This is a genomic window from Curtobacterium sp. MCPF17_001 (genome assembly GCF_003234615.1).
In the GTDB taxonomy this organism is placed as follows: domain Bacteria; phylum Actinomycetota; class Actinomycetes; order Actinomycetales; family Microbacteriaceae; genus Curtobacterium.
Window position 1 is genome coordinate 1 of record NZ_QKSL01000001.1, and the last position, 13,036, is coordinate 13,036.

Consider the following 13,036-nt stretch of genomic DNA (forward strand, 5'->3'; position numbering starts at 1 on the left):
TGGGTGACAGCGCGCCGAACACACCCCGCGAAGGGGTGGAGAACCAGCGGTGAGCTGCTGGTGAGCGCTGCGGGTGTTTCCCGGCTTGTGACAGTGGTTCGGGGCCACCCGCGGATCGGATTGGAGAGATTTCTGGATTCCCCGGATCGGCGTCCTCGTAGCCTGGGCAGCATGTCGACGCTGCACTCGTCCACCGACCGCATCCGCGCGATCGACGCCTGGTGGCGCGCCGCGAACTACCTCACCGTCGGGCAGATCTACCTGCTCGACGACCCGCTGCTGGAACGGCCGCTCGAGCCGTCCGACATCAAGCCGAGGCTGCTCGGCCACTGGGGCACCTCGCCCGCGCTCAACCTCGTGTACGCACACCTCAACGCCGTGATCAGCGAGACCGAACGCGACGTCCTGTACATCTGCGGCCCCGGGCACGGTGGTCCCGCGATGAACGCGAACGCCTGGCTCGAGGGCACCTGGAACGAGCTCTACCCGGAGATCACTCCCGACCCCGAGGGTCTGCGGAAGTTCTTCAAGCAGTTCTCGTTCCCCGGCGGCATCCCCTCGCACGCGGCCCCGAACACCCCCGGGTCGATCAACGAGGGCGGTGAGCTCGGCTACTCCCTCGCGCACGCGTACGGGGCAGCCCTCGACAACCCGGACCTCGTCGTCGCGTGCGTCGTGGGCGACGGCGAGGCCGAGACCGGACCGCTCTCCGCGTCGTGGCAGGCACACACGTTCCTCGACCCCGTGTCCGACGGGGCGGTCCTGCCGATCCTCAACCTCAACGGGTACAAGATCGCGAACCCGACGGTCCTCGCGCGGATCCCGGACGAGGACCTCCAGGCCTACTTCCGCGGACTGGGGTACGAGCCGATCGTCGTCGACTCCGGCCGGGTGGACAACGACCCGTTCGCGGTGCACGCCCTGTTCGACGGCGCGCTCCGCCGTGCGTTCGCGACCATCGACGACATCCAGGCCGCCGCCCGCGCACAGGCCGCCCGTGCCGCCGCCGGCGAGATGGCCGGCGCCGCGGACCTCCGCCCGCGCTGGCCGATGATCGTCCTGCGCACCCCGAAGGGCTGGACCGGCCCGAAGGTGGTCGACGGGCAGCAGGTCGAGGGCACCTTCCGCGCCCACCAGGTGCCGCTGCCGAACGTCCGCGAGAACGACGAGCACCGCGAGCAGCTCGAGGAGTGGATGCGCTCCTACCGGCCCGAGGAGCTCTTCGACGCGGACGCCCGGCCGATCGGTCTGCTCGAGACGATCCGGCCGACCGGTGACACCCGGATGAGCGCGACCCCGCACGCCAACGGTGGCCGGATCCGCACCGCGCTCGACAGACCGGGGCTCGAGCGTTTCGCCGTTCCCGTCGGAGAGACCGCTTCCGCCACCGGGACGCTCGGGCCGTGGGTCGCCGAACTCATCCAGCGCAACCCGTCGGACTTCCGGCTGTTCGGCCCCGACGAGACGATCTCGAACAAGCTCGACGCCGTGTTCGACGTCACCACCCGGGTCTGGCGCGCTCGCCGTGCCGAGGGCGACGAACACATGGCCGCGCGCGGTCGTGTCATAGAGGTGCTCTCGGAACACCTGCTCGAGGGCATGCTCGAGGGATACGTCCTCAGCGGTCGCCACGGCGTCTTCAACACCTACGAGGCGTTCGCCCACATCATCGACTCGATGGTCGGCCAGTACGCGAAGTGGCTCGAGGCCGCGACCGACATCGACTGGCGCGCACCCGTCTCGAACCTGACGATCCTGTTGTCCTCCCACGTCTGGCGCCAGGACCACAACGGCTTCTCGCACCAGGACCCCGGGTTCCTCGACGTCGTCGCTTCGAAGCAGCAGGACCTCATCCGGATCAAGCTGCCCGCCGACGCCAACACGCTGCTCGCCGTCGCCGCGCACGCGATGGAGACCACGGACCGCATCGAGGTGATCGTCGCCGGCAAGCACCCCGAACCGGTGTTCCTGTCGCTCGAGGACGCGATCGCGCACGCCGACGCCGGCTTCGGCGTCTGGGACTGGGCCGGGACGGAGCAGACCGTGGGCCGCACCGACGTCGTGCTCGTCAGCGCCGGGGACGTCCCCACCGTCGAGACCGTCGCCGCCGCGGACATCATCCGGAAGCACGCCCCGGACGTCGGTGTCCGCGTGGTCAACGTCGTGGACCTGCTCTCGATCGGCGACCCACGGAAGCACGAGCACCCGGCATCGGACGAGCGGTACGACGAGGTCTTCCTGCCGGGTACGCCGGCGGTCTTCGCCTTCCACGGTTACCCCTCGCTGGTCCACAACCTGACGTACCGACGGCACGGGCACGACGACCTGCACGTGCACGGGTTCCTCGAGCAGGGCACCACCACGTCTCCGTTCGACATGCTCATCCGCAACGAGATGGACCGCTACGCCCTGGCGCACGACGCCCTCACCCGCGTCGCGGACGGCAGCGACCGGTTCGCCGACCTGCTCACCGCACTCACCGACGCGCGGGCCGCCGCCCGTGAGTTCGCCTACACGAAGGGCGAGGACCACGAGGCGGTCTCCGGGTGGGAGTTCACCGGCTGGCCGCAGGACGAGCCGTCCGACGGCGGCACCGGCGGCGATCCGGGACGTGGTGAGACCGAAGGTGCGGCGCCCGGCAACTGAACGAGCAGCTGAACGGACTGTCGGTCCGGAAGGCGAGCCGGTCAGCGGGCGCCCGGCGACGCCGGTCTAGGGTTGGCCGGTGCAGTCGTTCTCCGTCCGGTCGCTCGTCGAGCATCCGGCCCTCCGGTTCCTGGTCGTCGGCGGCCTCGGTTTCGTCATCACGATGGGCATCAACTACGGGTTGAAGTTCTTCGTCATGCCGCAGCACCCGGTGACCGCCCTGGCGATCGGCATCACCGTCGCGACCGTCGTCTCCTACTTCCTCAACAAGAAGTGGTCCTTCGGTGACCGCGGTGAACTGCGCACCGGACACGAGCTGCTGTTGTTCCTCGTCGTCAGCCTGATCGGGATCGGGTTGAACTCGGCGCCGCTCTGGATCTCCCGGTACGTCTTCGGACTCGAGGTGCCGAACGTGTCCCTCGCCGGGCAGGAGCTGGCCGACTTCATCAGCGGACCCGTCATCGGCACGCTCATCGCCATGGGTTTCCGGTACTGGGCGATGAACCGCTTCGTCTTCCCCGCCCGGTCGGCCCCGCTGGACGCGTGACCGACCTCGTCGTCCCGGCCCCGGGCCTCCCGTCCGTCCCCACAGCGACCGGCGGCCGGTTCCCGGTGCGGCGCATCCACTGCGTCGGGCGCAACTACGCGGCGCATGCGCGCGAGATGGGACACGACCCGGACCGCGAGCCGCCCTTCTTCTTCGACAAGCCGGCGGACGCCGTGGTCACCGACGGCGGTGACACCCCGTACCCGACCCTCACCGCACAGCTGGAGTACGAGGTCGAGCTCGTCGTCGCACTCGGAGCCGGCGGCCGGGACGTCCCGGTCTCCGATGCCCTGGACCTGGTCTGGGGCTACGCGGTGGGCATCGACCTGACACGGCGTGACCTGCAGGCCGAGGCGAAGCGGCTCGGGCGGCCGTGGGACCTGGCGAAGGGGTTCGACGCCTCCGCACCGATCGGCACGATCGTCCCCACCGCCGGCGTCGACCCGAGCTCGGGCAGCATCACCCTGCACGTCGACGGGGAGCTGCGGCAGTCCGGCGACCTGGCCGACCAGATCTGGTCCGTCGCCGAGACCATCGCCGTGCTGTCGCGGGCGGTCCGCCTCGAACCGGGCGACCTGCTCTTCACCGGCACCCCGGACGGCGTCGGCCCGGTGTCCCGCGGGTCGGTGCTGCGCGGGGCGGTCGCCGGCGTCGGCACGGTCGAGACGCGGATCGTCTGAGCGGGAGACGCGGTGCCGTTCCGGTACACGGAACTGCAATCCAGAACATCAGTGGTACGGTCGGTGCACCGCATTGAGGAGGTGAGCACATTGAGCATCGACACCATCACGGCAGAACTCGCGGACGACCGCTTCGTCTCCACGGTCCTCCAGCCCTGGGCACACGCCTGATCGACGTCCGGCATCGGGGCGAGCGAGAGCAGCCCCGGTGTCGGGGACCAGCCCCGGATGAGGGAACACCGTGCAACAAGCGAGACAACGGCGCGTCCTCGAGCGCGCAAGGGAACTGACCGCGGCCAACAGCCGTGGGGCGTTGGAAGCCGTGAGTCCCGCCCTTCCTCGGCGGCTCGCGTTGGCTTCCGTGACCACCCCGATGAAGCACCGACCGGAACAGGTCCCGAACTACCTGACGGACCTCGGTGTCAGAACGAGCCCTGAACCCGCACAGTTCTTCTCCCTCGCGCAGCTCCAACTCGGCGCAGATCCCATCGTCGAAGACCCGCTCGGAGACGCTGCTCCGTTCGCAGCCCGGTGGGACTCCGGCGAACTCAGCGAGCAAGGTGCCATCGCAGAACTCGACGCAGTCGTCTCGATCGCAGGCTTCTGGTCGACGGCGGCAGAGATGGCCGAGGAACTGCTCAGCAGTCGACGTCGTCCGGCCATGGCCCGGCTGCGCGGCTGGCTGGGGTCGGCACTGGCGAGCCGACGAACCGCCCTCGCTGAAGCGTCGTTCCGGTCCGTCGGGTCGGCGTTCGACACCACACCGGACGTGATCGCCGCAGCCCACATCCGGATCGCTGCGATGCGCATCAAACGCGACCGGGACACCGGAGGTGGGGTGGCGGCACTCGCAGAACTCGACGTCTTGCTCGAGCGATGGGTTGGAGAGAACCTCATGTCCGACGGTGACGGGAACGCGATGCGAGCGACAGCACGCAACCTCCACGCGCTCGCCTGTTCCCTGAACGGTGAACTCGAGCGGGCCAGAGGACTCCTGGGGGTCGCCGCCAGGGAAGCCCGCACCGGGGATCTGGTCTCGGTCGAGCCGGACCAACGTGCCCGCTACGCTGCTCAGATCGACCTCAACGCAGTGCAGGTCGCCGCGATGTCGGACGGATGGTCGGCCGCTCTGGAGGGCGCACTGACCCACGTCCAGAACGTGTCGCAAGCGCATCGAGGATCACTGCCGGAGGCATTGTCGTACGCCGCCTACGTGGCCTACCGAGCGTCCGACTTCCCGCGGGCTGCGTCCTGCGCCGAACGGGCCGTCGTCATGCTCGGGGGCGAAGGGGCTCCACTGCGCCTGTCGAGTGCGAGGAAGATCCTCGCCGCGGCTCTCGACGCTGCTGGTCGAACGGCCGCGGCGCAGCGGGTGATCGAACGGCACGGCGAGGACCCGCTCGGTGCATCTGCACACAGATCGGGCGCTGAACTTGGCTGAAGCTCTCGCACTCCAACTGGACTCCGTGACCCGGAGGTTCGGGCACGGCGCCGGCGCGCTCGTCGCCGTCCACGAAGTGGACCTCCCGATCGCGCGAGGTGCGGTCGTGGCGGTACTCGGCCCGAACGGTGCTGGGAAGACGACCACCATCAAGATGGCCTCCACCCTGCTGCAACCGTCTTCCGGCTCGGTCTCCGTCAACGGTGTCGATGCCGTCCGGACGCCGAAACAGGCGCGGAAGCACCTCGGGCTCGTCCTGGGCGGCGACCGCGGTTTCTACATGCGAGCAAGCGCTCTGGAGAACCTCCGCTTCTTCGCAACCCTCGCCGGGCTCCCCCGGCGGAGTGTCGAAGCGAAGGTCCGGGATGCGCTCGGCCTCGTCGGCCTCGTCGGACGCGAACGTGATCGGGTGGAGACGTACTCGCGCGGGATGAAGCAGCGGCTCCACATCGCACGCGCCGTTCTGAACGGCCCGGTCGCCCTGCTCCTCGACGAGCCCTCCATCGGTCTCGACCCGGAAGGCGCGAGAGATCTCCGTGACCTCGTCCGACGCCTTCGCGCGAAGGGGTGCGGGATCCTCCTGACGACCCACCACCTCCAGGAGGCCGATGAGCTGGCCGACGAGCTCGTGGTGATCACCGCCGGGAAGACGGTCGCGCGAGGGTCGGCGCGGGACATCGCCTCCCTCGGCGGTGTCGACAGCGCCATCAGCCTGTGGACCGCCGATCTCGGGATCGGCGAGGAACGCATGCTCGCGCATCCGCAGATCGCCGCGGTCGTCCCGCGGGAAGACGGGCGTGGCTACCGCGTCGATCTCATCGGACACGGCCTCGCACCGACTGCCGACTTCTTCCGGTCGCTGGAGATCACACCTGACTGGTCCGTCCAACGGGACGTCACGCTCGAAGAGGCCTACCTGGCGTTCATCACGAAGGTCGGAGCGGCGTGAGGACGCTGGCCCTGCTCACGTGGTTCCACGGGCGGCAGCTGCTCCGCATCCCGTTCTTCGCACACCAGTGCGTCTCGTCCGCCCTCGTGTTCGAAGTGCTGCGGACACTGGGGCTGTCCGGGGCCGGCCGCGCAGTCCCCCACGACCTGTGGTTGGTCGCTGGCATCGCTGGCGTGTGGTCGACGACGACCCTGGCCGTCGGGATCATCGGCTTCCAACGGTTCCAGGGCACGCTCGAGCACATGGCGATCAGCACGCTCCCGCCCGGGATCGTGTTCGGGAGCCTCGCTTCCGCAGCGGCGCTCATCGGTCTGGTGGGATTCCCGTTGACCCTCGCAGCGCAGTTCGTCACCGGCGGTCATCCGACCGTGACGGGCGGAAGCGTCGTCGTGATCGCCGCCTGCGTCATCGCGTGCAGCGCGTCGGCGTCCGTCCTCGCAGCGGTGTTCGTGGTCCTCCGCGGGGCAACGGTCTACGAGTCGTTGATCGTGACACCCGTCTGGTTGGTCTCCGGTGTGGTGATCCCGCTCGGTGCTCTCCCGGACTGGATCGTTCCGGTCGCCCACCTCTTCCCGATCACCTCCGCCGTGTCCGCCGCCGATCAGCCCGACCTGACGACCACCGTCGCGTTCTCCTTCCTCACGGCCGCGACTTCTGCCGTGTGGTTCGTCGCGGCCGGGATCGCCATGCGCGCGGCCGTCCGGAGGGCGACCATCTCCGGGACCCTGGGTCTGAGCTGATGCGAGGGTTCGTGAACGCCATGGTGATCGCATTGCGGGCCCGGCCGGAGTTCCTGAACGGTCCGACGGTCTTCGTCGTCCTCATCGGGTCCCCGACGCTGCTCGCTGCGCTCTACCTCGCGGTAGCGTCCGCGAGCGGCACATCGAGCATCGAGCCGCCGGACGCGGTCGCTGCGGGCCTGGCGGTGGCTGGCGTCATGTCGACGATGTCGTCGTCCTCGCTGCTGAGCGCGGATCAAGTGCACGCGACCCTCCCCTTCATCGTGATCGCGCCAGCGAGCCGCGCGCTGGTGTGGACTGCCCGCGTGTTCGTCGTCACCAGCATCGGGGTGGTCCAGGGAATCGTGAGCGTGGTCGCGAGCTTCGCCGTCACGAGGAACGCCCCCTCGATCGCCCAGGCCCTCCCGGTCTTCGGGCTCATCGTCCTCGCCGCCGTCGTCTCGGTCGGCCTCGGCCTGTCGATCGCCGCGCTGGGGCTCGTGCTCCGCGACAGCATGCTGGTCCCGAACATCGCTGAGCAGGGGCTGACCGTGCTGTGCGGCGCGGTCGCGCCGGTGGCGACGCTCTGGTCACCCCTGCAGTCGATCGCCCAGGTCCTGCCCGTCACACACGTGGTGGCAGCAGGGAGGGCAACGGCGACGGGCGGTCCACCGCTCCTGTTGGAGTCCTCCTTCTCGGTCATCGCCGGGATCGCGTGGGGCGTGGTCGGGGTCGCGATCTGGCTGGTCCTCGAACGTCATGCACGCCGAACGGGTGCGATCGAGTCCATGTCGATCGGATGACGGGTGGCTCGTCGACCCGGCGGGCTGGGAGCGTTCGGAGACACCGGGGGTAGAACCGTGGCTGACGCTGCGTCGGAGCCCGGGGGACGGGTCGAGGCAGCGATCCGCAGACAGGGTGTGCAGCAGCTGCAACGACGCAGTGGAGCACGTCCGGATCATGGAGGTGATCCGGTGGAGGAACACGACCTGCTCGCCACGTCCTGGACGTGGGCCGGCCGCGAATCCGTCGACGAGCGTGTCAGCGCCGTCGGCCGAGCCGGGTTCTCCGGGCTCGCACTCGCACTCGACGACCTGCACGAGGTCCGTGCCACCACCGGGTTCGCCGCACTCCGGCGGATGCTCGACGACGCCGGCGTGGTCTGGGTCCAGGTCGGCACGCTCGGGGACTGGTGGCGCCGCGGTTCCGAGCACGACGCCGACCGCGGGGTGCTCCTCGAGGCTGCTGCGACCCTCCGCGCCTGGCAGGTCGTGGTCCGCGCCGATCACGCCGTGCCGGCCGTGCCGCTCCCCCGCATGGCCGAGGCATGGGACCGGCTCGCCGTCCAGAGTGAGGGCGTCGGGGCACGACTGGTCCTGGAACCGGAGCCGTGGTCGAACCTGGCCACTGCGGAGCGGGCCTCTCGCTTCGTCGCCGCCGGGCATCCGAACGGCGGACTGCTCCTCGACGCGATGCACGCGCTCCGCGGCGGCTCGACCCTGGCGTCGATCGGTCAGGGGGTCGTCCCGTCCACGCTCGCCGCCGTCGAACTCAGCGACGGACTCCTGCACATCCCGAACGGCATGACGCTGGCCGACGAGTCGCGGAACGGTCGCTACCTGCCCGGCACCGGGGCATGGGACCTGCCCGGGTTCGTCCGCACCGCCCGCGGCCTGGGCTTCGACGAGCCGTGGGGCGTGGAGGTCCGCACGCCCGCGCTCCGGGCGATGCCGCTCGCGGAGGCGCTCCGGGTGGCTGCTGCCGCGACCCGCGCCGTGCTCGACGCTGCCGATGCGCACGGCGGCACGCCCGCACCGGCGATGCCGACCTCGCTCGCGCCGACCTCGGCGGTGGACTACGACGCACCGGGGAGTCGCGGTGTCCCGGGCTTCCCCGGCGTCGGGCTGCCCCGTCGAGCCGATCCAGCGACCTCCGCGTAGCGTGGCTCCCATGACTGATCAGGGACACCCCGGCAACGACGACGCGCTGCAGGCTTCGCAGGAGGCCATCGACGAGGCGAAGGCGGCTGCGGTCGACGCCGGCCATGCGGATGAGCGGGCTGCAGCCGAGGAGGACCTGCCGCTGGGGTCCGGTGGGGCACCCGCGGACGGCCCCGCCCCCGCAGCCTGACCTCCGCTCAACTGGTCAGGCTCGGCCGGAGCGTCAGTCGTCGACCTGGTCGCCGAGGAAGTCGGCGTAGGTGGCTTCGTGTTCGGTGCCGCCCGCGTCCACCATCTGGCGTTCGCCCGTCCAGCCGTCGGGCCCTGATGCCGTCGTGCCGTCCTGGTCGTCCCGCTGGTCTGCGTTCGTGTCTCCACGCTGCCCCTGGGTGAACGGCGGGAGGTACTTGCTCGCGTCCATGTCGCGTCCTTCCGTCCCGAGGACCGTAACAGCCACCCTCGGCCTGGCGTCGGTCCTCGGCGTGATCGTCCCCCGCGTGCGACGACAACGGGGGACGGAAGTTCGCCTCCGGCGGACCTCATGCCAGTGCATGCGGATTCCGGAGTCCGCATGGCGCGTGATGCAGCCCCGTCACTCCCGCACGACGTCGCCCGGCTCCTTGTCGCTCCGCCAGCCACGCCACGACGGCTGCCGGAGTCGTCCGTCGCCCGTCCACTCCGCGAACTCGACTTCTCCCACGCGCTCCGGCCGGACCCAGTGCGCGTCCCTGGCGTCCGGTCGCGGGACGTCGACGAACGGTGGAGCGTCCTGCTCGAGGTCGGCGAGCACCGCCCCGATCTCGTCGAGGTCACGGTCGCGGAACCCGGTCCCGACCTTGCCCACGTAGACCAGGCCGTCGTCGCCCGGGATCCCGAGCAGCAGGGACCCGATGCCCCCTTCGCGGCGACCGGCCCCGGGCTTCCACCCACCGACGACGACCTCTTGCGTCGCGTGGTGCTTCAGCTTCACCCAGGACTCGGAGCGGCGACCCTCGACGTACCGCGATGACCGTTTCTTCGCCACGACACCCTCGAGCCCTCGCTTCCGCGACTCGGTCATCGCCGCGGCGAGGTCGCCGTCGAACTCGGACGGGACGTCGATCGCGCCGCCGGGTTCGACGACCGTGCGCAGGGCTTCGCGCCGCGCGGTGTACCCGAGCCGGGTGAGTTCGTGCCCGTCGGCTTCGAGCACGTCGAACAGCAGCAGGTGCACCGGGGTCGCCGCCCGGGCAGCGCTGACCTCTCGCGGTCTCGTCAGTCCCATGCGGTTCTGCAACAGCTGGAACGACGGGCGCCCGTGCTCGTCGAGCGCCACGATCTCCCCGTCGAAGACCCCGTCCACGCCGGCGTGTTGGGCGAGTTCCTGCAGCTCCGGGTACTGGTCGGTCAGGTCGTTGCCGTTCCGGCTGCGGAGCCGCACCGTGCCGTCGTGCACCGTGGCCAGGGCGCGCACGCCGTCCCACTTCATCTCGAACGCCCACTGCTCGGGGTCCAGAGCGGGTTCGCCCTTCTGCAACGACGCCTGCATGGTGCGGCGTTGATCCGGTGCCGTGTCCGACTCGGCAGCCCGCTCGATCCGTGACCCGGCGGGCGGTCGTCCGGAACCGGAGCTGGTACTGGTACTGGTACTGGTGCTGACGGGCTGGTCGCCGTCGGCGGTCGGCTGGTCCTTCGTCCGGTGGATGAGCCAGCTCTTCTCGTCCCCGGACCGACCGCGCCCACGACCGCGGGTGTGCAGGAGCGCGAGTCGGCGGACGCCGTTGGTCCGGCCGTGCAGGGTGACGATCACCTCTTCGTCTTCGCGCCACTTCTCGAGCTCGTAGGTGCCGTCGTCCCAGATCGTCACCGTGCCACCGCCGTACTCACCCGCCGGGATGATCCCCTCGAAGCCGCCGTACTCCAGCGGGTGGTCCTCGGTGTGGACGGCGAGGTGGTTGGCGCCGGGGTCGGTCGGTTCGCCCTTCGGCAGCGCCCAGCTCACCAGGACACCGTCGTGCTCCAGGCGGAAGTCGTAGTGGTTGCGGGTGGCGTGGTGCTCCTGGATGACGAAGGTGGGGGTGCCGTCGGTCCGGACGGTCGGGGACGCCTGCGGAACGGGCTCCGGGGTCTTCGCCGCGTCGCGCTTGGCGCGGTAGGTCGTCAGGCGGTCCTGCGGATCCACGCGGTCCTGGGGATCCTGACGTTCCTGCATCGCCTGGCGTTCGCGGCGCTCGCGCTCGTTCACCTCCTCGGTCCGGGCACCGTCCCAGTGCCCGGAGTCCGCACGCCCGACCCCGAGCGCGGCGGCGGCGACCGGGTGCAGCAGGTCACCGAGGTCCGGCATCCGCTCGAGGACCTGGTCGAGGGTCAGGTGCGCCAGCCCGGGTTCGGTCAGCTCCTTCCACGTCCGGGGGGCGGCGACCGTCGGGTGCGAGCGGCCGCGCAGCGAGTACGGCGCGATCGTGGTCTTGTTGCCGTTGTTCTGCGACCAGTCGACGAACACCTTGCCGGCACGCTCAGCCCGGCTCATGGACGACAGCACCAGGTCGGGCATGTCCTGCTCCAGCGCCTTCGCCAGCTCGTGGGCGACGTCGGACACCTGCTGGGCGCTCGCCGTGCCGTCGAGGGCCGCGTACAGGTGGATGCCCTTCGACCCGGAGGTCACCGGGTACGGCTCGAGACCCATGCCCTGCAGCACGGCGCGGGCCGCGACCGCCACCTCGACGCACTCGGCCAGGCCGACGCCGTCCCCCGGGTCCAGGTCGAGCACGAGCCGGTCGGGGGCCTGGTGCCCACCGCGCGGGCCGAACCGCCACTGCGGCACGTGCAGCTCCAGCGAGGCCTGCTGCGCCATCCACACCAGCGTCGGCAGGTCGTCGACGACGGGGTACTCGACGTCGTGGTGCTCGTGGTGGATGGTGTGGTGCCGGATCCAGTCGGGCGCCGAGTCGGGCAGGTTCTTCTCGAAGAACACCTTGCCGTCGACGCCGTTCGCCCAGCGCTTCCGGGTCATCGGGCGGCCGGTGACGTGCGGGATCATCCACGGGGCGATCCGCTCGTAGTAGGCGACCACCTGCCCCTTCGTCGTGCCGGTCTCCGGGTACAGCACCTTGTCGAGGTTCGTCAGCGCGAGCCGCCGGTCCCCCACCTGCACCGTCGTCTTCTTGGCGACCGGACTCACAGCGCGACCCCCGTGGCACCGCCGACCGTCAGCGTGGTGCCCGACGTGTAGGACGACTCGGGACCAGCCAGGTAGACGTAGGCGCTGCCGAGCTCGACGGGCTGCGCCGGACGGCCGAACGGGGTGTCCTGCCCGTAGGCCGCGATCTCGTCACCGGGGTAGCTGATCGGCTGCAGCGGGGTCCACACCGGGCCGGGGACCACGGTGTTGGCCCGGATGCCCTTCGCCGCGAGCTGCCGCGCGAGCCCGTTCGTGTACGTGATGATGGCGGCCTTCGTGGCGGCGTAGTCGATCATCCGGTCCTGCGGCTCGTACGCCGAGACCGAACTCGTCGTGACGATCGCGCTGCCCGGGGCCAGGTGTGGCACCACGGCGCGGGTCAGCCAGAACAACGAGTAGAGGTTGACCTTCATGGTGCGGTCGAAGTCCTCGGTGCTCTGTTCGGTGATGTCCGCGTGCACCTTCTGGTGTCCGGCGACCAGGACCAGCGCGTCGAGTCCGCCGAGCAGGTCGACGGCGGTGCGGACGAGTTCGGTGCAGAACGCCTCGTCCGTCAGGTCGCCGGGCAGCATCACCGCCGTACGCCCGAGGTCGGCGACGAGGTCGCGGACCTCGGTGAGGTCGTCGATCTCCTCCGGCAGGGCGTTCAGGGCGACGTCGGCCCCTTCCTTCGCCATCGCGATCGCGGCGGCTCGGCCGATGCCCGAGTCGGCGCCGGTGACGAGGACGCGGTACCCACGCATGCGTCCGGTGCCCTGGTAGCTCGTCTCACCGTGGTCGGCGGGCGGGTCGAGCTCCGCCGCTCGCCCGGACCCCTGCTGCGTCTGCGCGGGGAACGGCGGCCGTGCGTACTGGTCTCGTGGGTCCTGCTTGTCGAGCTGGCTCATGGGCCCATCGTGCTCGCGGAACCGGACCGGCGACACAGGAGTGGCGACGTCCGTGGAGAACGCGAGA

Annotated in this window: 12 protein-coding genes; 9 read left to right on the forward strand and 3 right to left on the reverse strand. The window is 70.4% G+C overall.

Annotated elements, in window-relative coordinates:
• Window positions 1-171 precede the first annotated feature (171 nt).
• The 9 genes from DEJ24_RS00005 (at window position 172) to DEJ24_RS00045 (ending at window position 9,112) form a co-directional block, all read left to right on the forward strand.
• On the forward strand, window positions 172-2,646 hold the full coding sequence (locus DEJ24_RS00005) for a phosphoketolase (protein WP_111076740.1): 2,475 nt from the start codon (window positions 172-174) through the stop codon (window positions 2,644-2,646).
• A gap of 79 nt (window positions 2,647-2,725) precedes the next feature.
• On the forward strand, window positions 2,726-3,193 hold the full coding sequence (locus DEJ24_RS00010) for a GtrA family protein (protein ID WP_111076741.1): 468 nt from the start codon (window positions 2,726-2,728) through the stop codon (window positions 3,191-3,193).
• Window positions 3,190-3,873 carry a fumarylacetoacetate hydrolase family protein gene (locus DEJ24_RS00015; protein ID WP_111076742.1) on the forward strand — a complete coding sequence of 228 codons (684 nt, stop codon included), beginning with the start codon at window positions 3,190-3,192 and terminating at the stop codon, window positions 3,871-3,873. Before DEJ24_RS00010 ends, DEJ24_RS00015 begins: the two co-directional genes overlap by 4 nt.
• Before the next feature lie 361 nt (window positions 3,874-4,234).
• Complete coding sequence (locus tag DEJ24_RS00020) at window positions 4,235-5,314, forward strand: hypothetical protein (protein ID WP_146242580.1); 1,080 nt, start codon at window positions 4,235-4,237, stop codon at window positions 5,312-5,314.
• A gap of 25 nt (window positions 5,315-5,339) precedes the next feature.
• A complete protein-coding gene (locus DEJ24_RS00025) occupies window positions 5,340-6,263 on the forward strand; it encodes an ABC transporter ATP-binding protein (protein ID WP_258374545.1) in 924 nt (307 codons plus the stop codon).
• Complete coding sequence (locus tag DEJ24_RS00030; RefSeq protein ID WP_181432831.1) at window positions 6,260-7,003, forward strand: ABC transporter permease; 744 nt, start codon at window positions 6,260-6,262, stop codon at window positions 7,001-7,003. Before DEJ24_RS00025 ends, DEJ24_RS00030 begins: the two co-directional genes overlap by 4 nt.
• Before the next feature lie 20 nt (window positions 7,004-7,023).
• The gene (locus tag DEJ24_RS00035) at window positions 7,024-7,785 is read left to right on the forward strand and encodes an ABC transporter permease (RefSeq protein ID WP_181432832.1); all 762 of its coding nucleotides are present in this window, start codon (window positions 7,024-7,026) and stop codon (window positions 7,783-7,785) included.
• A 171-nt stretch (window positions 7,786-7,956) separates the two neighbouring features.
• The gene (locus tag DEJ24_RS00040; protein WP_181432833.1) at window positions 7,957-8,922 is read left to right on the forward strand and encodes a sugar phosphate isomerase/epimerase; all 966 of its coding nucleotides are present in this window, start codon (window positions 7,957-7,959) and stop codon (window positions 8,920-8,922) included.
• Window positions 8,923-8,932: 10 nt separating this feature from the next.
• On the forward strand, window positions 8,933-9,112 hold the full coding sequence (locus DEJ24_RS00045; RefSeq protein ID WP_111076747.1) for a hypothetical protein: 180 nt from the start codon (window positions 8,933-8,935) through the stop codon (window positions 9,110-9,112).
• Window positions 9,113-9,145: 33 nt separating this feature from the next.
• Here the strand turns inward: DEJ24_RS00045 and DEJ24_RS00050 are convergent, their stop codons facing one another.
• The 3 genes from DEJ24_RS00050 to DEJ24_RS00060 form a co-directional block, all read right to left on the reverse strand.
• A complete protein-coding gene (locus DEJ24_RS00050) occupies window positions 9,146-9,343 on the reverse strand; it encodes a hypothetical protein (protein ID WP_111076748.1) in 198 nt (65 codons plus the stop codon).
• Between the two features lie 171 nt (window positions 9,344-9,514).
• Complete coding sequence (locus DEJ24_RS00055; protein WP_111076749.1) at window positions 9,515-12,082, reverse strand: ATP-dependent DNA ligase; 2,568 nt, start codon at window positions 12,080-12,082, stop codon at window positions 9,515-9,517.
• Complete coding sequence (locus tag DEJ24_RS00060) at window positions 12,079-12,969, reverse strand: SDR family oxidoreductase (protein ID WP_111076750.1); 891 nt, start codon at window positions 12,967-12,969, stop codon at window positions 12,079-12,081. The genes DEJ24_RS00055 and DEJ24_RS00060 overlap by 4 nt, the downstream gene beginning before the upstream one ends.
• Between the last annotated feature and the right edge of the window lie 67 nt (window positions 12,970-13,036).